The sequence below is a fragment of the Vibrio phycocola genome (genome assembly GCF_053850235.1).
This window is the reverse complement of sequence record NZ_JBSQDJ010000001.1, coordinates 112,446-135,456: the sequence shown is the minus strand read 5'-3', so window position 1 is coordinate 135,456 and position 23,011 is coordinate 112,446. Positions and strand designations below refer to the sequence as shown.

General features: G+C 41.0%; 18 protein-coding genes and 1 tRNA gene. 8 read left to right on the top strand and 11 right to left on the bottom strand.

Annotation, left to right across the window (positions count from 1 at the left end; genetic code table 11):
- Window positions 1-23 precede the first annotated feature (23 nt).
- Window positions 24-227: a hypothetical protein gene (locus ACWU4D_RS00655; protein ID WP_456049438.1), complete on the bottom strand. Its 204-nt coding sequence runs from the start codon at window positions 225-227 to the stop codon at window positions 24-26.
- 281 nt (window positions 228-508) lie between these two features.
- On the opposite strand from ACWU4D_RS00655, the gene ACWU4D_RS00650 reads away from it, so the two are divergent.
- Window positions 509-961, top strand: coding sequence for a MarR family winged helix-turn-helix transcriptional regulator (locus tag ACWU4D_RS00650; protein ID WP_456049437.1), 453 nt, complete (start codon window positions 509-511; stop codon window positions 959-961).
- 469 nt (window positions 962-1,430) lie between these two features.
- Complete coding sequence (locus ACWU4D_RS00645; protein WP_456049436.1) at window positions 1,431-2,843, top strand: hypothetical protein; 1,413 nt, start codon at window positions 1,431-1,433, stop codon at window positions 2,841-2,843.
- Window positions 2,844-2,971: 128 nt separating this feature from the next.
- Here ACWU4D_RS00645 and ACWU4D_RS00640 read toward each other — a convergent pair whose 3' ends face one another.
- The 4 genes from ACWU4D_RS00640 to ACWU4D_RS00625 all read right to left on the bottom strand — a co-directional run bounded on the left by ACWU4D_RS00640 (window position 2,972) and on the right by ACWU4D_RS00625 (window position 7,341).
- Complete coding sequence (locus ACWU4D_RS00640; protein WP_456049435.1) at window positions 2,972-4,675, bottom strand: methyltransferase domain-containing protein; 1,704 nt, start codon at window positions 4,673-4,675, stop codon at window positions 2,972-2,974.
- 139 nt (window positions 4,676-4,814) lie between these two features.
- Entirely contained in the window at window positions 4,815-5,711 is an 897-nt protein-coding gene (locus ACWU4D_RS00635) for a DMT family transporter (protein ID WP_456049434.1), read from the bottom strand.
- Between the two features lie 258 nt (window positions 5,712-5,969).
- Window positions 5,970-6,383, bottom strand: a complete 414-nt coding sequence (locus tag ACWU4D_RS00630) for a DUF4174 domain-containing protein (protein ID WP_456049433.1) — start codon at window positions 6,381-6,383, stop codon at window positions 5,970-5,972.
- Window positions 6,384-6,858: 475 nt separating this feature from the next.
- Window positions 6,859-7,341: a hypothetical protein gene (locus tag ACWU4D_RS00625; protein ID WP_456049432.1), complete on the bottom strand. Its 483-nt coding sequence runs from the start codon at window positions 7,339-7,341 to the stop codon at window positions 6,859-6,861.
- Between the two features lie 464 nt (window positions 7,342-7,805).
- Between ACWU4D_RS00625 and ACWU4D_RS00620 the strand changes: the two genes are divergently transcribed.
- Window positions 7,806-9,386: a BCCT family transporter gene (locus tag ACWU4D_RS00620; RefSeq protein ID WP_456049431.1), complete on the top strand. Its 1,581-nt coding sequence runs from the start codon at window positions 7,806-7,808 to the stop codon at window positions 9,384-9,386.
- A gap of 189 nt (window positions 9,387-9,575) precedes the next feature.
- On the opposite strand, the gene ACWU4D_RS00615 is transcribed toward ACWU4D_RS00620, so the two are convergent.
- Together ACWU4D_RS00615 and ACWU4D_RS00610 are read right to left on the bottom strand one after the other, a co-directional pair.
- Window positions 9,576-10,292 (bottom strand): 3'-5' exonuclease, encoded by a 717-nt coding sequence (locus ACWU4D_RS00615; protein WP_456049430.1) that lies wholly within the window; start codon window positions 10,290-10,292, stop codon window positions 9,576-9,578.
- A 12-nt stretch (window positions 10,293-10,304) separates the two neighbouring features.
- The gene (locus ACWU4D_RS00610; protein WP_456049429.1) at window positions 10,305-12,179 is read right to left on the bottom strand and encodes a DUF294 nucleotidyltransferase-like domain-containing protein; all 1,875 of its coding nucleotides are present in this window, start codon (window positions 12,177-12,179) and stop codon (window positions 10,305-10,307) included.
- Between the two features lie 195 nt (window positions 12,180-12,374).
- Between ACWU4D_RS00610 and ACWU4D_RS00605 the strand changes: the two genes are divergently transcribed.
- The 3 genes from ACWU4D_RS00605 to ACWU4D_RS00595 are packed head-to-tail and all read left to right on the top strand — an operon-like array spanning window position 12,375 to window position 15,396.
- Window positions 12,375-13,550, top strand: a complete 1,176-nt coding sequence (locus ACWU4D_RS00605) for an ABC transporter substrate-binding protein (protein ID WP_456049428.1) — start codon at window positions 12,375-12,377, stop codon at window positions 13,548-13,550.
- Complete coding sequence (locus ACWU4D_RS00600; RefSeq protein WP_456049427.1) at window positions 13,550-14,650, top strand: FecCD family ABC transporter permease; 1,101 nt, start codon at window positions 13,550-13,552, stop codon at window positions 14,648-14,650. The genes ACWU4D_RS00605 and ACWU4D_RS00600 overlap by 1 nt, the downstream gene beginning before the upstream one ends.
- A complete protein-coding gene (locus tag ACWU4D_RS00595) occupies window positions 14,650-15,396 on the top strand; it encodes an ABC transporter ATP-binding protein (RefSeq protein WP_456049426.1) in 747 nt (248 codons plus the stop codon). Before ACWU4D_RS00600 ends, ACWU4D_RS00595 begins: the two co-directional genes overlap by 1 nt.
- Window positions 15,397-15,611: 215 nt before the next feature.
- Here the strand turns inward: ACWU4D_RS00595 and ACWU4D_RS00590 are convergent, their stop codons facing one another.
- Window positions 15,612-16,064 (bottom strand): hypothetical protein, encoded by a 453-nt coding sequence (locus ACWU4D_RS00590; protein ID WP_456049425.1) that lies wholly within the window; start codon window positions 16,062-16,064, stop codon window positions 15,612-15,614.
- Between the two features lie 418 nt (window positions 16,065-16,482).
- Between ACWU4D_RS00590 and ACWU4D_RS00585 the strand changes: the two genes are divergently transcribed.
- Window positions 16,483-18,147 (top strand): hypothetical protein, encoded by a 1,665-nt coding sequence (locus ACWU4D_RS00585; RefSeq protein ID WP_456049424.1) that lies wholly within the window; start codon window positions 16,483-16,485, stop codon window positions 18,145-18,147.
- 511 nt (window positions 18,148-18,658) lie between these two features.
- Here the strand turns inward: ACWU4D_RS00585 and ACWU4D_RS00580 are convergent.
- Together ACWU4D_RS00580 and ACWU4D_RS00575 are read right to left on the bottom strand one after the other, a co-directional pair.
- Window positions 18,659-18,746 (bottom strand) — tRNA-Ser (locus ACWU4D_RS00580).
- 137 nt (window positions 18,747-18,883) lie between these two features.
- On the bottom strand, window positions 18,884-21,121 hold the full coding sequence (locus tag ACWU4D_RS00575) for an ATP-binding protein (RefSeq protein WP_456049423.1): 2,238 nt from the start codon (window positions 21,119-21,121) through the stop codon (window positions 18,884-18,886).
- A gap of 151 nt (window positions 21,122-21,272) precedes the next feature.
- On the opposite strand from ACWU4D_RS00575, the gene ACWU4D_RS00570 reads away from it, so the two are divergent.
- A complete protein-coding gene (locus ACWU4D_RS00570) occupies window positions 21,273-21,842 on the top strand; it encodes a UPF0149 family protein (protein WP_456049422.1) in 570 nt (189 codons plus the stop codon).
- A gap of 66 nt (window positions 21,843-21,908) precedes the next feature.
- Here the strand turns inward: ACWU4D_RS00570 and nadA are convergent, their stop codons facing one another.
- The gene (nadA, locus tag ACWU4D_RS00565; protein WP_456049421.1) at window positions 21,909-22,970 is read right to left on the bottom strand and encodes a quinolinate synthase NadA; all 1,062 of its coding nucleotides are present in this window, start codon (window positions 22,968-22,970) and stop codon (window positions 21,909-21,911) included.
- Between the last annotated feature and the right edge of the window lie 41 nt (window positions 22,971-23,011).

Below are 23,011 nucleotides of genomic sequence, written 5' to 3'. Positions count from 1 at the left end.
ATAGAAAAAGATTCAGCTATCGACTAACTGGGAATAGAATTCATCGTCTTTGTTCGATATGGATAAAGCTCACCATTTTGATAAGTAAACTCGTACTCAGAATTGAGTTCATCCACGTAGCTAAGTTTGATATTGTTTGGCTCAATGCTATTTATGATAACGCTATTTGGATCACATGAAACGAGATCCGACACTTTATCTAACGCTTCTTTTACCTGAAACCTCATATTCCACCTTAACTTTTATTAGACTCTACTCGTTATACTAGTAGGTGAATATTTGATGTGTAAAGTATAAGTAATGAATTCAGTTGAATAACATTTTTGGGACAAGAGAGATATAAGAAACAGTCGTTATATTATTTGGTGGCTTTGGTTAACCTGCAGTGTGAAAGACGGCAGAATAGCGTAAGTTAATTTCTTGTCTTGTTTTTTCCTTTGTCTACCGAGACTTGTGTGACATCATGTAAACTATAATCTACGTGCTTGTATAGGATTTAGACAGGATCATGATATCAAATCACACAAAATACCCACTAACCAACTATTTCATGCATATAGAAAAACTGCTTAAAGACAAAATGAGATCCTCATTGGGTAGCTTGGGAATTCACTTTGGCCAGGCTCGAATTTTAATTTCGTTACTCGATTATGACGCCTTAACACAAAGAGAAATTGCTCAAGGATTGGACATCAAGCCCGCGACTGTGACCAATTTAGTCAAAAAAATGGAGGTTTCGGGGTTAATAGTGCGAAAACAAGATACTCAAGACGACCGAATTATGAATGTGTCTCTTACAGAGCAAGGCATAAAATCGGCTAAAATTAGCTTAGAAATCATGGTTGAACTTGATAATGAATTACGCAAGTCCCTTGATTTAGATCAGGTTAAAGACCTCACATCTTCCTTAATCACCGTACGTAACTCTCTTGGTGGTGATAAGCCTCACATTATAAAATAAAACCTTTTGTCCCTCCTACCTAATTGGTTTAACTTTCTAGTTAGTTATCTAACTATTACCTAGCTAACCATTATTCAACTAACTATTACTTAGCTAACTATTATTTATCTAACTATGGATTAACTAATATTCATGCTCGTAATGCAGCTCTTTGACACAAGATAAGTTTGTCTACGCTCAATGAAGCGTAAAACACTGTAACTCGTGCTAGATAGAAAAATGTTGATGGATAATTCAAAAAATTTAGCAGAAATAAGTGCACTAGACGCTTAGCTAAATTTGTTGTGGATACATATTGTCATCTCACGACGCTTTATCGACCAGCCACTGAAGATAGGTCATTAATGGGAAATTCATCATGTGTTGCTCAAAGTTGAAAGCCCTTTATCTCTTACCAGCCGTTAATCTAGAGTTTAATTTTATTAAAGAATTCAATGAAATAAACTAAAAATACACTGAGGCGCAAGAAATGAAATATTTGAATAACGTGAAAAAATTTGCCGTACTGCCACTGGCCGCCATTATTTCTTCAGTCTTATGCACATCCGCATTCGCTGCTGGGTTTGCTACAGAATTTGAGAAACCTGCCGAGCCTGAACACCCAAGAGATGCCGTTGATGAAGGATTCGTTCGACCATCTGCAGCCGCGCTTGGATTTAGTATGAGAAACCAGTTCGCAGTTAGAACATATAGTCTCGATGATCGTGCCTTTAAAGATGGTGAGGGTTCAGAGTATACCACCATGGCATATAACAACGTCGGGTCGTATACCATTGATGAAATAAGTACGATAAATTGGTGGGTCAAAGCTGTAGATGGAATCATGGGTTATGACAGTGGCGTAAGCGATGATTTATCCATGGCTCAGAATGAAGGCTCGGAACTCACCATTGCTCAGGTTTACGGACGAGTGAAAACTGACACTGTCGATTTGAAAGTCGGTATGATGCCGGTATTCTTTGGCGGTGGTTATAACCTACAAGGTGATAGTTTTACCGGTGTAGACCTAGAATATACTCTACCTACGAGTACCGTTATCCACACGTTCGGTGCTATCACTTCTGAAAACGATGATGTTAGCTCTGGAAATGATGGCTATTCACCTTTCGAAGGCAACGAATATATCGATGGTGACAGTGGAACCGACAAGGATGCATACGCTTATGGTATCGAGGTCGGCCATGGAAATACAGCAGGTGGCATGTCTGCTTACTACGTTCGTAAAATCGATCAATTGACGAATGATGACAAACAATCGGTTGGTGTAGCAGGCAGTTATAAAACCGGTAAACTTCGTTTTACTGGTGAGGCGATGACCTTCTTTGGCGACGACGGCAGTGGTACAGATTATGATGGTACTCAACTGGTAATAAATGCCAAATACCAACTACCTGCTGGTTATGTAAACACCAAGCTTTATTATGCAGCTAGTGTAGATAACGATAAAACTCAGCAAGTTAACATATTCAAACAAGGGATGGTCCAGCCTTTCAACGAAGGTCTTGGCCAGATGTTTGATCACGATGACTCGAATCTGCAGATGTTTGGTAAACCGACCACCCCGTTTGCAATTACCAAAAACTCTGGTGTTATCGGTGCCGTTGTCAGTGGCATGTATAAGCCTTCAAAACCAATGACGCTTACCGGTGGGTTGATGTACCTGGTACCTGAAGATAGCGATAACAATACTGAAGCTAATATTTTTGTCTATGATTATACTGGCTGGACGAGCCTAGCAATCCTTAACGCGGCTGCTCAGTATTCCATTAGTGATCATGTAAGTGCTGGCGTTGGTTTATCTTATACATCGTTTACTGCTGAATCAGGCAGTGACCTGGATGATGGATTAGCTCTTGGCCTAGGGCTTGTTTTTGATTTCTAAACGCCCTCTTGAATAGAGCTGCTACATAGAGAAAAGTATGTTCAAGCCATTACCCGTGTATCTGGTAATGGCTTGTTTTTTAATTTGGGATTAACACCAGATTTAAGGTTTTCTACAGATTTAATGATTTACCACTCCCCCACCAATAATCTGCTTTTTACCCCACTAATTTGCAATCCCATCGCTTCAAACACCTCTTCGAATTCACGGCATTGCGGAGGGATATTGGGCAACGATAGCGATGCTTCTGAAAAAAATCGTTGAGTGTTAACATCATTATCACCCCAAGCTAATTGCCACCAGTCGAGTATTCGATGTTTGGAATGAACCAAGCGTTCTCGCTTAGGTAACCGATCCTTTTTATTGAGGTTTTCCTTTTTCGTTGTAGGCAATAAATTCCAGCGATCATTATTTGGCCAATACGAGAACGGTAGACAATGATCGACATGGTAATCTTGAGTAATTTTTGTATTACTCCAGACGCTAGAGATACGGATGTTATCACGCTGTAAGTCCTTAACTCGTTTTCTCACATCACTTGTATCGTGTTCTTTATCTAACCATATCAAGATATTATGATAAGTCTGCAAGGTAATTTGACGCTCTTGATTGAGTTTAAAGCGCTGCATTTGCATAACCCATTGATTAACGACCAACGGCTCAATCCACGAATTATATAAGCGAAAACACTCCCACAAGCTCTCTTTAAGTACTAACGAACCAAAGCCTGAAAAAAATTCATTATCCAGAACGATACCTGATTCCATTTTTCGGCGTTTGGGAGGAGTCTTCGTTCTAAATTCCTGATTTTTATCTTCAATAGAGCCACTGTAGATGAACTTGATTGGTCCCCGTTTCATCGTTTCAATTGAGTCTTTGAAGGTATTTTGAATTGCTATTGCGTCATCACCAGTAAAGAAACTACCAATTGCCAAATCATCCGCTAAAAGGTGAGTAATTTTATCCCAACCATCAGGTTTGATGAACGCCAGTCCAACCTTAGTATTACTATTTTGTTGAATATTTTCTTTATCAATTAGACGTTTATACGCTTTAACCCAATACAAAGCGACCAATCCCAGCGGAATAGACACCTCACCTTCTGAACTGTCGGTCACGCAACCGGGGTGAGCATCAGCAATGCGCAATAACACTCGAAGTAGACCGAGTTTATAGGTCGAGCTTTTGCTGTCATTAACAATGATATGTCGCACTTTGTTCAAATCACCAGAACCATCATCTGGCAATGACATCACGACCGTATGCCAAGTAACCGTTGTGCGTCCTAGAGTGTCATCTGAGTTTGTTTTACGTCTAACTAGCAAAGCGGTATCTTTAGCGAAACTCTCGAGCTCTTCAATCGAGACAGGGTAACTTTCTCTTCCATCTGAGAATTCACCATGACGAAGTGAAATCACCAATCGACCGTTAGGAGCAAGCAAGTTGGATAACTTCCTAAAAGCTCGGCTTCTATGACTCGGTGCTAAATGCATCCACACGGCACTGACTAGGATAAGATCGAAGCGCATTCCCAAGTTTTCGATCTTTGTTAAAGAAGGGAGCGAATCTTTTACCCAAGTCACTTTATCGCCCGAAACTTGTTTTCCGCATTCAAGCATCGCAGAAGAAGGTTCCAATGCGATAACATTCGCTCCTCGTTCTGACATCCATTTCGAATCTCTACCCGTTCCAGCACCAACATCTAATACTGTTTCACCCATTCCAGGCCAAAACAACTCCCAAGATTCATGCACTTTTTCAAACTCTAAAGCATTATATCGATCTGAAAGTTGATGAGCATTTTGGTCATAAAAAGAAGAAGTTGAAGACATAGTGCGCGCCATTTAATTAGGTCATTAAATCATATACAGATTAGAGTCAGGGAGCCAACTGATATTTTAAGGGCGTTACCTGAGAGAAGAGGATGTTTGTAGTGGTAAAAAAGAACAAACACATACTCGCCTCTTTACGCTAGCTTGCCCTTATATCTACCCGCTTACGCGTTAACGCTATACCCACAATGATCAATAACATTGCGACTAAGCTACGTAATTCGATCGCTTCGTTCAAAATAATTGCTCCGGTAAAATACGCCACTAAAGGAATGACGTAATTAATGTACGACAGAAAGGTTGGGCCTGCTGTACGGACAACAGAAAACAATATAATGGTGGCACAGGCTGTTGGCCCGATACCCAGCCACAACAAAGATAAAGTGGCCTTGAAAGAGTAGCTTTGTTGCCACGGTAAATCTTGCCAAAGCCACAATGGTACTATGGCGATACTGGACACAATCATCACACCCGCTGCCGTGACAATAGGATCAAAGGAAGGTAAGCGCCGTGCTAAAATAGCGTTCACCGCATAGCTAAAGGTGGCGAGCACGATCAGTAGACCACTGAGTAAATTGTTGTGAGTTCCTACTATCGATGGTCCAAGTACAACCGCCACGCCTGAAATACCCAATAGAAAACCGAGTATTTTAAAACGATTTAGACGTTCCCCAACCACAAAATAGTGCGCCAGAATCATCGTTGCTAAAGGCATAAAGGCCATCAACAACCCTGTAATTCCTGAGCTAACTTCCTTCTGACCAATAGAAATCAAAAGAAACGGCAATAGATTCCCTACAGCACCCAACAGTAGAAACACGGCCCAAGTTAACGGTTCCTTGGGCAAGCGCAAACCTTTGGCAAGCATAAAAAACGTGAGAATAACTGCTGCGAACAACACTCTAAGAGAGACGATACCAACAGGGCTAAAGTTTTCCAGAGAGACCGTGGTAAACATAAGTGACGTACCCCACAGTAGAATCAGCACTAGCAAAGATAGCCAATCTTTAATGGTAGGTGTGTAGCGGTGAGGCATGTGTGTGTCCCATTTATCGTTAATGTTGAGGAGTTTATACGATCCAGAAGCGAACGAACCCATTTTTCTTCTCATACCATGAAAAATGATCGATTTACCACAATCGGCGTATTGTCATAACGACAGGTAATATTTTTGGAATTCCTATGCGGAAGTTATTTCGCGCTAGAACTGTTGCTTTCTCCAACAGCACGGGCAAATTAATTTTTGACACTACAGTATATGAGCGGGATATGAAGACCGACCAAATCGTCAGGCTTATGGTTTTCCATTTCTAATTTCAGATTGACGCATTGGCATAGCATCGATTGATTTGAATACCGACAGCACATCAAGTGAAGAGTATCTATTTTTGATACCACCATCTTTACCTATCAACATTACTTGTACTTCAGGATCCTGATACTTTTTGTTTGTTCTAGCCAAGAACTCTCCGGAAATTTCACCACCATAATTGCTAGTAACGGCCGTTTTTGATAACTGAAACCAAACCAAATCCCTTTCATCAATCCCATCGGTGAGAGTGTCGAAGCTACTTTCAGGTCTAACTTCAGACCAAATTAGCAACACTCTATTTTCCCATTGTAATTCGGATACATCACGCAATAGTTTTTCATGGCTATTTGCGAATGAAGGAAATAAAGACATAATCATCAATAGTATACGTATCATTTTCTATCCTCGTCACTCAAACTAGGATTTCAGTTTCTCCTCAAATCAATACTTAGTAAAGCGAAACATAATGCCTCATGCATAACCATCCCTAAAAAATAGGAGTATTCCGATTTAAAGTTCTTCTGTTTCTAATTACCAACCAAGAACAGAGAATAGTGATGAGAAATCACGATATACAGAATCACAGATCGTTTAAGTCTTGAAGAAAGTCATGGTAAGCCTAAAAGTGTCGGATGCCCATCGCAAATACCGTATTTCTGAAAACGATTAAGCATCTTAGCTGGAATGATCATCGCAATTAAATTAGCTTGCAATACACTAACACACGATACTATGTGCTCTAGAATTAATCGACGCCTACGTGTTCAAGTTGATGTAAGTAGTTGTTGCAACTTATAAGAAAACTCACTAACCCCGTTTGATAAATCAATAGTCATTATCGGAGGCTAGTAGCTTCACGGATCGAATCTGATTAAGCGCGTGCTGTTACCGTTGCTGATCTCTTGAACTTTGAGATCCATAATCCAAAAACGATGAACGCAAAAAACACGATATGTAGCCATAACTTTGGCCCCATTTCTGTATTTATTGCTGATAACGAACTGATTGCCGGAAATTGCTGCGTTGTCACTAGTTTTACAACAAATTCATTAGCAGGCGTTGCCGTTAGCGTCGTAATCCAACCCAAAACCAATACCTGAATAGTACTCACAGTTAACGACGAATTACGAATAAAGATGAGATGTGAAAGTGCGGCATAAAAAACCGAAACACTGATATGGACAAACCACGACAGTAAAAATGCATTCGTCTGATTATAACCACCAAACTCGACATAAGCGGCAGCATGGCGTGATGTGAGCGTAGACATACCAAATAAAGGTTGGACCATTATGAAGACGATACTTGCAACTAGACCGATAATGATTGTAGTGATAATAGTATTTTTATTCATTTATATTCAACTTTGAGTAGTAGGAAATCCAAACAGAAAATTCAAAGACATATAGAATTTTCAATACTTATAACTGAACGATCGTTCAATTTGAGAATTTAGAATCTAGCACTTACAAAATACGAGTGCAAGATTTTGTTTATTTGTTTAGTGAATACACAAGGTAAACACTTGGATTGAAGTGTAGTACTGGTTGCGGCTGTTCTTCAAACATCACATAAACCTCTCAAATCAAACTCGAAATCGTTGTATGTCACTCTCTCATTCAACCACAATCAATTTATTGTTTATCTTATGCATCAGAGTAAGTATCTCGATTGTAGTAACTAATCTGCACTACCTCTCGAGTCTATCGGAGCGTTGTACTGGGATAAAGCCGGGTTGGCCTTCTGATAAGGCATCACTTTTGTTATTATGCATTTGCGAGAATTGATAAGATGAGCATATGCTCTAAACGAGGAAAAATGAATTCAAATAAGGATAAATATAGTATAGATAATACCGATTATACTATTGGGCGAGATAACGTGCAGAAGTGGGGATTTGATATCCACAATGCTGTTTTCGGAATAAGTGCTGGATTGATCATTGCGTTTTTAATTGCGATCATGGTGATCGATCCTGAAGTGTCTAAAGCTGGTTTAGACGGTTTAAAATGGAAAATAATCGGTGCTTTTGATGGCTTATTTATGTGGTCAGCAAACTTTTTCGTTATTTTCTGCTTGATACTCGTGGTGTCACCATTTGGTAAAATTCGCCTTGGTGGTGAACAGGCCAAAAGTGACTACACTACGTTGTCATGGTTATCAATGCTATTTGCCGCAGGCATGGGTATTGGCTTAATGTTTTGGGGAGTCGCCGAGCCAGTCGCATACTTTACCGGTTGGTATGAAACACCATTAAACGTAACGCCTAATACACCTGAAGCCGCTAAGTTGGCCTTGGGAGCGACCATGTTCCACTGGGGCTTACACCCATGGGCTATCTATGGTGTTGTGGCTTTATCACTCGCATTTTTTGCCTTTAACAAAGGCTTACCGCTTTCAATGCGTTCCGTATTTTATCCTATCCTAGGTGATCGTACTTGGGGATGGGCTGGACACATCATCGATATTTTCGCTGTTATAGCAACCTTATTTGGTCTGGCGACGTCTTTAGGTTTAGGCGCGCAACAAGCAGCAAGTGGTTTTCATCATGTATTTGGTATTGATTCAGGTATCACCACTCAGATAACCATCATTGTCGGCGTGACATTACTTGCCATTATATCGGTCGTTCGTGGGATTGATGGCGGTGTTAAACTGATCAGCAACGTCAACATGATTTTAGCGATTGTGTTGGTGGTATTTGTTGCATTAGTGACTCTAGCGATCTCAATGGGAACAGTCCCAACAACGGTAATGGGCTATATAGAGAATATCATTCCTTTAAGTAATCCACATGGCCGAGAAGATGAAGCTTGGATGCATGGTTGGACGGTATTTTATTGGGCATGGTGGATTTCTTGGTCACCATTTGTAGGTATGTTTATTGCGCGTATCTCTTGTGGTCGCACAGTGCGTGAATTCATTATCGCCGTATTAATTATTCCAACACTTGTGACTATTTTATGGATGTCTGTATTTGGTGGCGTCGGGATCGATCAAATTATTAATAATGTCGGTGAATTAGGTGCTAATGGTTTAACGGAAGTACCGTTAGCAATGTTCCAAATGTTTGATCAACTTCCATTCGGTAGCATATTGTCATTAGTGGCTGTGGTACTCGTTCTAGTTTTCTTTATCACGTCCTCTGATTCAGGCTCTCTAGTTATTGATAGCATTACAGCAGGTGGTAAAGTAGATGCGCCTATACCTCAACGCGTTTTTTGGGCCTCAATTGAAGGAGCGATTGCGATTGCTTTGCTCTGGGTTGGTGGAACTAATGCTATCCAGGCGCTGCAAGCAGGCACCATCTCTACCGCTTTACCGTTCACTATTATCTTACTCGTGATGTGTGTGAGTTTGCTAATGGGGATGAGAACAGAACCGCACTCTAGAAAATAGGGTCTTGGATGGGTGTGAGTTAACCATACCCTTCTAGTTGATTGATAAAAGCCGATTAGCAGTGGTTAATCGGTTTTTTATACCATCAGATTTTTCAGCATGTTTCCCCTACTCTTTCCCCAGCGAATCGATTTCCTCACGATTCACCCACTCACCGTTCTACTGCTATACCCACAGCAACACAAATAGCTAGAGCCATAACTTTTTTATGGGTATGTCAGGATCATAATGATGACGAATCTGCGCTTGAAATAACTCAGCTGTTGCGATGGCATCCGTTAATGCATCATGCGGCTGGTAACTCGGAAGATTGTAGCGTTGGCGAGAACTCCCCAAACGGATAGATTGCGGTTTCTTACCTTTTAACCAATTATAAACACCGGACACGGCTTTACGTTGGATATTAGCTTCAATTTGCATCGTATCAATCACTGGAAAAACGATACCTTCATTGATTGATGCGCGTAAATTACGATCTAAAAAATTCCGTTCAATATTACGATAATGCACCACCACGACTTTTCCCGCGAGTGCCTCTAAGAGCGGAGTTAGTACATGGCTTAAATCCGGTGCACCTATTAGATCAAAATGTGTAATACCATGGATGACCACTGAGTTTTCATCCAAGTTATCTTGAGGGGTGATAAACCATTTTTTTGCTCGGTTACAAAAGACTCGATCGAGGTTAAAAGGAATTAGACCAATACTGATAATACTATTTTCTTCAGGATTCAAACCTGTTGTTTCAAAATCTAATGCAACAAATTCGATATCCTTGATCGCCGTTTCGTTGTGGTATGTACCCGCACTATAAAATGTTTTTAAACGCGGATCTTTACATAACCGAGCTTGTAAACGTAAATGTGCATCCCAGCTAACAATGTCATTGAAGGTAATACTATGCATGAATAGATTGCCTTAAAATTTATTCGCTGTGTAACGGTATTTTAGGAAGTTTTGAGCATTGCTTAACACCAAAAATGCATCTTTTAAATTACGTCTTTCAAGATCGGACATATTTTCTGGCTCAATATTATTATCCGGTTCAATATTTGACTCTACGTCTAATGCTTGATGACGTAGCCGTACGAGTGAAATAAGCTCCATGGCGTGTCGTAAATCTTCCCCTTTAGACTTCGGCAGAATACCCGCTTCAATAATGTCCTCTAATCGGCCAAAAGAGTTTTGCGAGTGCGAACCAATGGCTAAAGCATGAACCCGAATAAGATCGGCAAGTGGTGCGGTACCACGGCGTTTTAAGTTGATTGAGTTATTATGACGACCATCATTTTCCATGACAAAGTCTTTAAAGAAACCCAGTGGTGGTTTTCTATTTAACGCGTTACGAGCAAGACAGGCTAAAAATCGGTTGTTCTTTTTGGCACTTCGTAAAATAAAGGCATTCAGTTTTTCAGCCCATTTGATACGCCCATGCACTCCGGTTAAGTCGAAGAAGATATTGCAATTTAATAATGCTTTTGGATTAGGGTTATCAATCCAGTCAGCAAAACAGGCTTCCCATTCCGCTTGAGTTTTTCGGTATTCAGGGTTGGTTGCCATAATGTCACCGGTGCAATAAGTGTAACCACATGCCGCTAAGCCGTCACACACATACTGGGATAATTGCTCAAAATAAGCACCGTGGACTGTGACATCGTAACTGTTATCTAAAATCAACGCATTGTCTTGGTCGGTAACCAAAAGTTGCTCATCACGAGCCATAGAGCCAAGCGCTAGAAAGCAGTATGGAATAGGCGGTGGGCCAAACTTATCTTCAGCTAACATTAATAAACGCTGCTTAAAACTGCGCCCAATTTCCGACATTGCACGTCCCACCATATGTGAGTTGGCATCTTCATTAACCATGCGCACAAAGGTATATTTTAGATGGGTTGAGAGTTGAGCCAGCTCCTCAGTGGTTTGCTGCTCAAAAATACTACTCGCAAATAACAGACTGTTTTGTGATTCATAACGAATGATATCGGAGGCGGTAATGAGACCAATAGGACGCTTATTTTTGAGGATGGGTAGATGGTGCACATTATAGCGAAGCATGATTAACATCGCTTCTGAGATGTAGGCATTTCGGTCTAACGAAATAAGATCCGTTGTCATCACTTCAGAAACAGGATTGTCGATGCAAATACCTTGCGCCACCACTTGTGTGCAAAGGTCATGTTCGGTGATCAATCCAACAAAGCCATTCGTTTCAATTTCACTATCTGGGTCATTAATTAACGCAGCAGATTGATATTCATCTGCCATGGTTTTTGCAACGTCACGAATGGATGCAGTCAACGGTAATATTAGCGGGTCACGTGCTATCAGTGTCTTTACTTTAGACGTAGTGAGATCATTACCGCCCTCATTTTGATTTTTTACGGCTTGTTTTAATCGTGCACTGTCCTCTGCTTCGACAAAATCGGCAAAGTATTCAAAACGCTCGCATAAACTATAAAAAACCGTATCTGGGATGCAATACAAAAGCGTATCTTTAATTGATTTAGCAGGAAAGCGTACTTTATTGTTAGTGAGTAGGCCCATTTGACCGAATAACTCACCCTGATCTAATCGATTATGAAGCTGACCGTTACGTCGATAAATTTCAACGACACCACTACGGATCATATACAGTTCATGGATATCATCTTTAAACGCAATAATATCAGTATCAGCGCGGCTGTAAGATATCTCAACACTCTTGGCGACTTCTTGTAATGCGTCTTCTGGTAACTCATCAAAAGGAGGATATTGTCTAATAAAGTCTTGAATTTCTAACAGTTCAACTTCCATGAGTTACTCTGTATTTAAAAGGATAATTAACAAGGGATTTTACACGAAATAAGACTTTCCACACCTACTGCTATTCAGAATTGACTCATTTAATGCGTATTCAGGCCGAGTTCACCAACTAAATTAGATTGACTAAACGCAATGAGAACACTTATCATTACCATTAAAATTAATTCTAATAAATTGGTGTTCCCCATGACAAATAACATATTTAGTCAATACCTTACGACGTCAGCGATTATTTTTACCGTTTCCGTACTCCCTAATATTGCGCATGCCGACAAATTTCCTGTTACGGTTACTGACGTTGCGGGGCGGAGTATTACCCTAGAAAAAAAACCGAATAATATCGCGTTATCAACAGGTCGTGTGTTTCCATTGTTGGAAATCATTTACCAGCGTGATGCGGCTGAACACTTAGTTGCGTGGCGTGATGATATGCGACTATCTGCGCCGAGTATGTATGCTAGCTATATTAAAGATTACCCACAACTTGAGAATATTTTGAAGGTAGGGACAATCAAATCCGGTGAGTTTGACGCCGAACGTTTTATAAGTATGGATAATAGGCCTGATTTGTTCGTTGTCGATATATCGAACATCAAACTCGCAGAAGAGAAAGGACTGATTGCCAAACTTGATGACGCGGGTATTAAGGTCATCGCAATCGATTTTCGCGAAAATCCAATTAAAAACACGCTTCAATCGGTCACGAGTTTGGCGACCGCACTTGGTGAAAAAGAGCAGGGCCAGAAATTTGCCGACTACTATCAAGCTCATGTACAGCACCTAGCAGATGTTGTTGAAAACCTGCCAGAAAATGAAATGAACAAAAAGGTCTTTATTGAGAGAGCCGCTGGTTATCGAGACTCTTGTTGCCGTACATTTGCAGCGGGCAATATGGGGGCATACATTCCTTTCTTAAAAGCGACAAATATTGCGGATGAACCACTTAAAGGAGCTATTACTGGTCAAATGTCGGTAGAAAGCGTGATTACCTCTCAACCGGATGTGTACATCATGCAAACGACTGGGTGGATAGATAAAGATGGTAATAACAAAGCGGGCGTACCATTCGGTTATGCCCCACTCAATGAAGCTGCGATTACTAAGGCGACTAGCGCATTAATGGAGCGTACTTGGCTAAAAGCAACGCAAAGTTATCAGACTGAAAACGTATATTCTATTTATATGCCATTTTATAACTCACCTTATAATCTTGTTGCGATGGAATATTTTGCAAAATGGATTCATCCAGAACAGTTTAAAGATTTAGACCCACTTGCGACGTTTGAACAGATGAATAAGCAATTTGCCGATCGTTCTGCAACGGGTGTGTTTGGTCAAAATAATTTTGAGGCAATGAAATAGTGAGTGAGTCGACTTGCATCAAAAGTATCAGTATTGATAACCAAGACACATTAATGAATGAAGCGTCTGACGCTCTGAACCTTCACTACATGAGGGCGAGAAAGAAAAGGATAGCTCTAGCTGTCTTTTTTGTATTGAGTATTGTGTGCCTAATCGCTGATATTTTGATTGGCTCTCAAGGCCTTACGTTGTCACAAGTTATAAGAGGAATCTTTGACCCAGCATCGAGTGATATTGCAAGTCGAATCATCATTTGGGACATCCGTATGCCGATGTCCTTGATGGCACCGTTTATTGGTGGAGCTTTGGCCATTGCTGGGGCACAGATGCAAACAACACTCAATAATCCGTTAGCTGACCCCTATACGTTCGGTGTTTCGGCAGCGGCAGGTTTTGGGGCAGCCTTGGTCATCACGAATATTATTTCTTTACCTCTGATTCCAGAGCAATATCAAATTGCAACGATGGCATTTGTTATGTGTTTACTCACCACATTTATGATTGCTGGAATGTCATCATTACGCCGTATCTCGATTGAGGGAGTAATGTTATTTGGTGTTGCAATTATGTTTGCCTATGACGGAATGTTGACGATGATGCAATATATTGCCACCGAGACACAACTGCAGACTCTGATATTCTGGCAAATGGGTTCACTCGACAGAGGTAGCTGGGAAAAAATCACTATTCTTGCGATTTTGTTACCGATTGTGATGGCCATCATGATGAAAGATGCTTGGAAGTTATCCTCATTAAAAATTGGCCAAGAACGTGCAGAATCGATGGGGATAAATGTGAATCGCCTGCGTATTAAAACGTTGATCTTAGTGTCTGTGATTACGTCGCTATCAGTTTCATTTGTGGGAGCTGTTGGGTTTGTCGGACTAGTCGCCCCTCATATTGCTAGAATGATTTTAGGAGAAGACCAGCGTTTCTTTTTGCCCGCCTCATTTCTAATTGGTGCTGTGCTGCTTGAGCTAGCATCGATCGCGAGCAAATCTATCATGCCAGGGATTATTCTCCCCCTCACCGTCATGATGTCGACTGTCGGCGTGCCTTTCTTTATTTTTCTCATTGTGAAAAAAGGAGGGAAATTTTAATGGCTCTAAAAATCAATGAGTTATCTGTCTCTTTCTCTGGGCATAAAGTGTTAGATGCTCTCAGTATTCCTGAAATCCAACCTGGTGAAATGGTTTCGTTGATAGGAAAAAATGGAGCGGGTAAATCGACCGTTCTCAAACAAATGACCAAACTCATCCGGTTAAATCCTAGCTTGATTACCTACAATGGCCAGCCAATTGAGAATGACGAAATTGGGTACCTACCTCAAGACCACCGAATTTCCGCAAGTATTACGGTAGTTGAATTGCTGATCACTACCATGCATGTAGGATCTAGGTCTTTGTTTACCCAAGCAAACAGCGCAGAACGAGCACTAGCGTTATTGATAGATATTGGCATCGTACACCTCGCTAACAAAGTGTGTACTGAGCTATCCGGTGGTGAAAGTCAGATGGTTGGTTTGGCACAAGCTGTAATAAACAAACCCGCCATATTAATCCTCGATGAACCCACCTCAGCACTGGATATGAACAATCAATTAAAGTTATTAGAATACGTAAAAGCCTATACTCTTAAACAAAGAGCTTGCACGTTAATGGTTATTCACGATCTAAATCTAGCGATTCAATATTCAGACAAAGTAGCAGCGTTGCATCGTGGTAGCTTGTTTGCGTATGGCGAGCCCAATCACATCATTAATCGTGAATTGATTCGTCATTTATTTGAAGTAAACTCACAGATTATTCAGTTAGACCAACGGCCAGTAGTTGTTACTCACCTGTAAAAACACTATCCCGGCTTATGGCTAGTGTTTATATAAGTTACACAGAATCTGTGACAGGCTCGATTTTTCACACCAACAACTTTTTTAACCATTTCATTGGCCTAACCGTGACTCTGCCCTGAGGCTTCGGAGCCAATTAATCACGAATGGGCCAATATTTTCAATCTAAAACAATGTTCTAATCTACATTTAGTCCCTTTACTTAAGGCTATCGATTAAAAATTATAGACGCGAACATTTTCAGAAATCATCATTGTTGCCATTTCTGGTGGAGTGGCAACTTTGATACCATCACGTAGATCTTGTTTACTGTGCTCACTATTTGGAAGATAAAGGGAGCAAACACTGATATTAGACCCTTTCGATTGTAGTTTAGCGATCAGCTGTTCGGGAGTCGCATTGAGTGGTTTTAATGGGTTACTAACAGTAGATGACAGCGCTAAATCACCAGCTTGGTCACATAATAGTACATCGACAGAAACTCCTTTTGATTGCATAGCATTGCCTAATACCATTGCCATCCCTTGTGTTTGTAAAGAATCACTGGTGACTATGAAAAGTGCTTTATTCTCGATCGGATTAGTGGCTGTACTCTCGGCCATAGCGCAAGTAGCCGTTAGCAATGCACCGGCTAAAATGGATATAGTAAGACGCTGTGTTAAATTCATGTGGTACCTCTATATATTAACATTAGCATAATCTAATTAAGAAAAATCTAACTTAAAGGTTAATGTTAAAGATGTAAAGACAATAATTAGCCTTTGGGTAATTGAGTGGTACTGTTTTCAGAGCAATATATCAGTTAGTTAAGGTGGGTTCCTATAGGGTATAAATATCTCATAAATTTGAGTAAGGTTTATTCTTGGGAAAATCAGCACCTGTTGAATGGATAAGAAATGTCGTTTAGTGTATTAACGTTCTAAACGTCAAAAATGTTTTTCATCTCCATACAAGTCTCAAGTGGTGAAGATGTCAGCTTGAGTATTAGGTTGTTGAAAAATCGATAGAGGCTCTTACATGCGGTTTTTGTTATCGATCACACTGGTATTATGTTCCTCATTCCTCACCATGGCGCAAACTCTTGATTTGAGGAACATACCTGAAGCGCGCAAAATATACGAGGATACCAGCGGTGTTTATTATGGTGCAATGCTCTCTTACACCGGCATTCATCCAAGAGATAGTGCGCCAGGAAATATTGAGTTGATGATTTTTGCCGAAAGAACAATTTCTTCAAAAGGCACTTATTTCGAAGCAGATGAGGCATCTATTCAAACGACACCAATCGAAGCACCCCAACCTGGGTTCACGTATTCGGAGGTGGAAATTGCTCGTTTCTCAAATCATATTATTCCTGCACTTTACGCAACATTCCCAGAATGGAAAAATCACCCAAGGTATCAATCTAATCGTCGACGTGTCGCGGCATGGATCTATATAAAAGACAATTATCTTCATCCGTATGGTGGCGGTAAGAAGGCTTCCTTTGAAGCTGAAGATCCAGTTATCTATTTAAGTTTTAAACAACCTGCAGATGGCACACCTTGGCGACCCGGATATGAAATCGATGGCCTTGAAGGAGTCCCCTATGGAATTGAGTACCTGACTGCTTCAACCGTACTGAAGCGACGTAAACCAAAGTCGACACAACAAACGGCTGCCCTTACCGACATTTCAGCGATGTTTGAACGCCACAAAGTTCAAAAACAGGCACTAGAAAAGAAACGATATGACGGGTTCGCGAATCTCCTACACTGGTCTAAACGACCTGGTCTTATCTATAAATCCGGTACTTATTGGAGTAGTTACCAGAATTTTGAGACACCTCGGAATATTATTGAGGGTAATTTTCAGTTTATTGCTAACGCGGGGGATTTTGCAAAGAGCTATGTAATATATGTCGATCAATACTCAAAACTTTGTAAAACGCATTTACCCGCAAACCGCACTAGATATACGGAATCTTGGTTTCAAACCCGTTATGGGGTGACAACGCCATATGGACAAAAATCTGTGGATATGGAAAACCGTTTGGCGAAAAAATATGAAACCATGGCAAATGCGAAGTATCTAAGCGGTGAATTCAGTCCTTTTGCAATAATCGGGGCCGCATCAACATCAAATGGCGACGTTTTTTCATTTGCGCAAAACAGATTAACATCCCTTAATGACGAGTTGGTGTCCGATGCAGAAACTGCGCATTTCTTAACCAATGAAGCTTGTGCCTCTCCGATTGTAAAACAATACGCTGAAAACTTATGGAGAGGTGCAAATAACCTTAAACCTGTCCAAACTACACGGATTAACCTCGTTGAACCAAAACTCAACTTCGAGCCTGCAACAAAAAAAGATATTTTGCGTTACATGCGAAAAACATATGAAGCGCGGGCCCGCAATCCACAGAAAACCGAAGATGGGTACGCTCTTTATTCACAAGATCTGTTGGCCTACCGCACAGGTATGGGATTGGCATCGGATGGTGTGGGACAAAACGAAGACATGCGTCGAATTGGCCTTGTGATACAGAAACAAGGCTATCCCATTTTGCAATGTCAATATGGACCAATTGGACTGCTCTCAAACGGAGAGTTAGAGACGGATAATGTGTCGTTTTGGTATGAGAAAAATCCGAGAGAGCTAGGGGACTTACTTTCAGCGGCCAGTGTATCTAGTGACGTTTATCCAGGAATTCGGCATGCGGTGTCGATCTGTCCTAATACAAGTGAAGCGGCCCGTAATATATTTCGATAAAACACGGTGCTCTAAGGACGTTGATGGATAAACGTATTGATGACCCATGAGTTCCATTGGTCTTTTGTTGTTGCGTTAATTTCAAGTTTAATCGGCGGTTTGCTTTCAAAAAACCATCTGACACACGGTATGGTTTTGATTTAGCCTTCAAGGTATTTACTTCTCTAGCAGACAGTTTGTATAAGCTTCTAGCCATATTTCAATCTCCAAGTGTATGCGGATTTTTTGATGAAATTGGGTATTTTGGCCGTTATACACTTGATAAGTTAACGTATTGAAAATATTACCAATTATCTCAACAACAGTAGGTAAAATCGTTCCCTTTTCCATTAACGACTAGCCTGTTGTAAGTGTATGCCAAAATGAGTTCTACATAGTAGGCATACATTTTGGCATACACAAATGCACGGATAGAGGTGAACACAAACGAACGACCACGGAAGGTAAGGCAATGAAAAATAAGAAGATTTTAACGAAAAAGTCCGCAGACGAACGTCTGCGGACTACAATGTGGCGGTGAGCAAGAGATTCGAACTCTCGATACGTTGCCGTATACACACTTTCCAGGCGTGCGCCTTCAGCCACTCGGCCAACTCACCGTATTGTTAGCACGATAGGCTAACGAGGCGTCAATGTAATGATTATCTGACTTTGGGTCAAGTATATTCATACAAAAAACAGTTGTTTGGTTAAACAATAAACATCTGGGTTCGCCTCTGTGCTTAAATAAATCGGGTTAGTCCTCTGTCTCTTTGTCGTCTGCTAGAGGATCATTCTCCGAAGGTTGCGCTGCTTCTTTATGATATTGATAAATTTTATCGGTATGACGATAGAGCACATCATTGAGTTCCTGCTCCATTACTGGTTTATTGAGCATCACATCGGCGCCAGCGTTCATCATCTTATCCTTCGCTTGCTTAAATACATCAGCGGAACAGCCGAGGATAAAGATTTGATTGATCGCATCTCCACGAGCGCGAATACGTTTGATCGTCTCGATACCGTCCATAACTGGCATATGATGATCCATAAGAATAAAATCGAAGTCCTCCTTTTCGAGTTGATCAAGTGCGATGGAGCCGTCTTCAGCAACGACACTCTCGATCTCTCGCTTAACAAGAAACGATTCCAAAATATGAGCGTTGACTCGATTGTCTTCCACGATCAAGGCTTTTATTCCATTAAACTGAACATCTTTCGTCACATACGAAGTCGATGATTCGGTTTTAGTACCCAATTTCAAAGGAAGTTTGACGTCAAAGAAACTCCCAAGCGACAGTATGCTTGTGAGCTTAATTTCCCCACCCATCAGTTTTATTAATTGATCAACGATGGCGAGGCCCAAACCTGTTCCACCGTATCTACGGTTGGTGTTGAGTTCGGCCTGTTCAAAAGGTCTGAAAATTTTATCTTGCGCTTCTGGGCTAATACCAATGCCGCTGTCTTCAATCGATATGCTTAACGTATTTTCTTGATACCCAGTCACTTCTTCGTCTAAACGAATACTAATGTGTCCTTGGTCGGTAAACTTAACCGCGTTATTGAGGAGATTAAAGAGTATCTGCTTAATCCGCGATATATCCCCAACATAATACCGGTCTGGCTCGATATTCGATTCAATGTTAAGTGTGAGGCCTTTTTCGTCACATAACCCTTGGTAAACACTGACAATACTGTCGGTCAAATCTTCTAAAGCGAAATCTTGTGCATCAAGCTCTAAATAGCCTTGTTCAATTTTTGAATAATCGAGAATTTCATCGAGCAGGGTCATCATATGTTCACCGGATTGGTGAAGAACCTGTAAGCGTTTAGCTTGTGCAGGACTGAGCTCATCATTCATCATCAACTGGGCGTTTCCTAACACACCGTTCATTGGAGTACGAATCTCATGTGATAAGGTCGCGAAGAAGTTACTCTTTGCAGTGGTACTTTCTTGAGCTTTCATTTTTTCAGCATCTAAAAAGACGGTTTTTTGGTTCAAAGCGTCAATTAAGTAACGAATTTCATCGTGGCTTCGGTACGGCATATCGATCATACCGCCCTCTTTTGAATTCTTTAATCGGTCAGCGATATCAACAATAGGGCTAATAATCTTACGATTTAGCATTAAGTAACCAAAGATCAAGCCGACCAACAAAAAGGGAATAAGCCAAAGTTCGATATCAGTAACGATCTCGGTAATTTGTTCATTTACCGATTTATTTGAATTGACGACTTCCAATATCCAATTCAAATCAGCGAAGTGATATTGGCTGATGTAACCCGATTGCTTTACTCGAAATTGATGAGATGCGACCGGTGAACCGTATGAATCAATTAGATTGACACCAATTTGAGATTGGCTCGCAGTCGGTGAAATAAGTTCAACTAAGTCATCGAGAGACAAATCAACAGTAGCAACGCCAGAAAACTCGTTATCGATATAATAAGGTTGTGAGATAGTGATCATTTTGACTCGTGTATAGCCATCGACATACACTTGAGACCAATGAACGGTTTTTGGCGGTTGATTTGCGACTGATTTATACCATTCTTCCTGATCATACCCACCTGAAATGGCATTATCCCACGACGTAACCTGGTCGACGGCACCATCGCTACCTTGGTTAAAAAATAGGCTGGAATAAACCATGTCTTCTCCATCAAGAAACGGTTGAGGCCAAAGCCCGCCACTCACAACGATACTGTTAATATGTTGGAACAGCTCTTTTAATAGCTCGGTTTGGCTATCACGATCTATATTTGCCTGCCCCACAGAAACAACGCTATCTAAGATACTTAATGATTCTAATAGTGGCTCTTTCACGTGACCGGCGAATATCTCGGCTCTCAAATCTAAATTTTCCTTGAGCTGAGAGCTAATTGGAGCTTTAACAACCCAATGTATGAGAGCACCACTGATTGCAATAAATAGAACGAGATAAGCAACGAGAGCTATAAAGCTCTTTCGCTTCAGTGATTGTTGAGGTTTCATCGTGTTTTCCTTGACCTTAATATTAATTAACTTCATGCAAATACTGAACCAATATCAAACCGCCGAAATAATGACGGATACACGATAAGCTAATAGAATCATTGACGAAATTTGGCTACACTGAGCCCACAATTACAAGTACGGTACCGACATGAACTTAACTGAATTATTTGCTCAACTTGAGCCTACCGAGCAACTGATGAATGAGTCATCAACGAGAGGCTTTATTACCGCAATCACTTGCGCACCAATGTTACTGCCTGCTGAAGAATGGCTGCCGTTTTTATGGGGCGGAACCGAAAGTGCCCCCTTTAGCGATGGTGCTCAGTTCGAGCAATATTGCCAGACCATTGTTGAACTTTGGAATAATACGCGCGAGCAACTTCTTGAGCAAACTTGGCAATGGCCAGATAACTGCTTGCTCGACGAAGAGCAATTAGTCAACCAAGCAACCCAAGACTTTTGCGAAGGCTTCTTACAAGGTTGGCAACTGACACAAGATGATTGGCAAAACTTGGTCGAAGAAGAGAGTGAAGACAACGCATTAATCGGTGGAATACTACTCACTATTTCAATGCTTTACGACCCAGAGACCGCGATTGCAACACTCGAACAATCCGACGCAGCAGAACTAAACCAATTTGAAGAGATCTATAACGCGATACCAAGAATGGTATGCGGTCTTACTCTCAAAGGATTAGAACTCGAACAAGCGCAATAAAAATAAGGCCACTCTCGGCCTTATTTTTTTCATTCACTTTATCTTATTACCAGCTAAGTCGTGCTTTTATGCATTCCCTTTGACAGTGTGGTTGAGACTTTCTGCAAAATCTAGCATACGATTCAATGGAATTAGTGACTTCACCCGAATCGCTTCGTCAACGAATATCTCGTGTTCTTCTCCACCATCAACAAGCGCCGATTTAATTGCTTTAAGGCCGTTCATCGCCATCCATGGACAGTGAGCACAACTGCGACACGTTGCCCCTGCTCCCGCCGTTGGCGCTTCAATGAGTTCTTTCTCTGGCACTAATTGCTGCATCTTAAAGAAAATACCCTTGTCAGTTGCAACAATCAGTTTTTTCTGTGGCAATGACTTCGCTGCCTTAATTAATTGACTTGTCGATCCCACTGCATCTGCAAGATCCACGACACTCGCAGGTGATTCTGGGTGAACCAAAATTGCCGCGTCTGGGTAGAGCGCCTTCATCTTTCTTAATGCATCGGAAGAAAATTCATCATGAACAATACATTCGCCTTGCCACAACAGCATGTCACAACCGGTTTTATTCGCAATATATGAGCCTAAGTGGCGATCTGGGCCCCAAATAATGGGCTTATCTTGTGAATCTAGATGTTCGACAATCTCAAGAGCAATTGAAGAGGTGACAACCCAATCCGCACGTGCTTTTACTGCTGCCGAAGTATTGGCGTATACCACAACAGTATGGTCGGGATGCTGATCGCAAAATTGACTAAATTCATCCACTGGACAACCAAGATCTAACGAACACTCTGCATCTAACGTTGGCATAAGAATGCGTTTTTCTGGAGTGAGAATTTTTGCGCTCTCTCCCATAAAACGAACACCAGCAATCAGAAGTGTTTGTGCTGGGTGACGGTTACCAAACTTAGCCATTTCCAGTGAGTCACCGACAAAACCACCCGTATCTTCAGCAAGAGCTTGAATTAACGGATCAGTATAATAATGCGCTATCAATACAGCATCATTGTCGATCAGCAGTTGCTTAATTTCACTGATATAGGCCTGCTTTTCTTCATCAGAAAGCGGGACTGGTTTTGGCGGAAATGGGTAGGATGTTTGGATTGAATCTAGGATATGGCTCATTGCTCTGCTCTACACAACATCTTTCAATCCGAGCATTCTAC

Excerpts from the sequence above, each read along its gene's own strand:
- ACWU4D_RS00655 (WP_456049438.1), bottom strand. The coding sequence starts at position 227 with ATGAGGTTTCAGGTAAAAGAAGCGTTAGATAAAGTGTCGGATCTCGTT.
- ACWU4D_RS00650 (WP_456049437.1), top strand. The coding sequence starts at position 509 with ATGATATCAAATCACACAAAATACCCACTAACCAACTATTTCATGCAT.
- ACWU4D_RS00645 (WP_456049436.1), top strand. The coding sequence starts at position 1,431 with ATGAAATATTTGAATAACGTGAAAAAATTTGCCGTACTGCCACTGGCC.
- ACWU4D_RS00640 (WP_456049435.1), bottom strand. The coding sequence starts at position 4,675 with ATGTCTTCAACTTCTTCTTTTTATGACCAAAATGCTCATCAACTTTCA.
- ACWU4D_RS00635 (WP_456049434.1), bottom strand. The coding sequence starts at position 5,711 with ATGCCTCACCGCTACACACCTACCATTAAAGATTGGCTATCTTTGCTA.
- ACWU4D_RS00630 (WP_456049433.1), bottom strand. The coding sequence starts at position 6,383 with ATGATACGTATACTATTGATGATTATGTCTTTATTTCCTTCATTCGCA.
- ACWU4D_RS00625 (WP_456049432.1), bottom strand. The coding sequence starts at position 7,341 with ATGAATAAAAATACTATTATCACTACAATCATTATCGGTCTAGTTGCA.
- ACWU4D_RS00620 (WP_456049431.1), top strand. The coding sequence starts at position 7,806 with ATGAATTCAAATAAGGATAAATATAGTATAGATAATACCGATTATACT.
- ACWU4D_RS00615 (WP_456049430.1), bottom strand. The coding sequence starts at position 10,292 with ATGCATAGTATTACCTTCAATGACATTGTTAGCTGGGATGCACATTTA.
- ACWU4D_RS00610 (WP_456049429.1), bottom strand. The coding sequence starts at position 12,179 with ATGGAAGTTGAACTGTTAGAAATTCAAGACTTTATTAGACAATATCCT.
- ACWU4D_RS00605 (WP_456049428.1), top strand. The coding sequence starts at position 12,375 with ATGACAAATAACATATTTAGTCAATACCTTACGACGTCAGCGATTATT.
- ACWU4D_RS00595 (WP_456049426.1), top strand. The coding sequence starts at position 14,650 with ATGGCTCTAAAAATCAATGAGTTATCTGTCTCTTTCTCTGGGCATAAA.
- ACWU4D_RS00590 (WP_456049425.1), bottom strand. The coding sequence starts at position 16,064 with ATGAATTTAACACAGCGTCTTACTATATCCATTTTAGCCGGTGCATTG.
- ACWU4D_RS00575 (WP_456049423.1), bottom strand. The coding sequence starts at position 21,121 with ATGAAACCTCAACAATCACTGAAGCGAAAGAGCTTTATAGCTCTCGTT.
- ACWU4D_RS00570 (WP_456049422.1), top strand. The coding sequence starts at position 21,273 with ATGAACTTAACTGAATTATTTGCTCAACTTGAGCCTACCGAGCAACTG.
- nadA (WP_456049421.1), bottom strand. The coding sequence starts at position 22,970 with ATGAGCCATATCCTAGATTCAATCCAAACATCCTACCCATTTCCGCCA.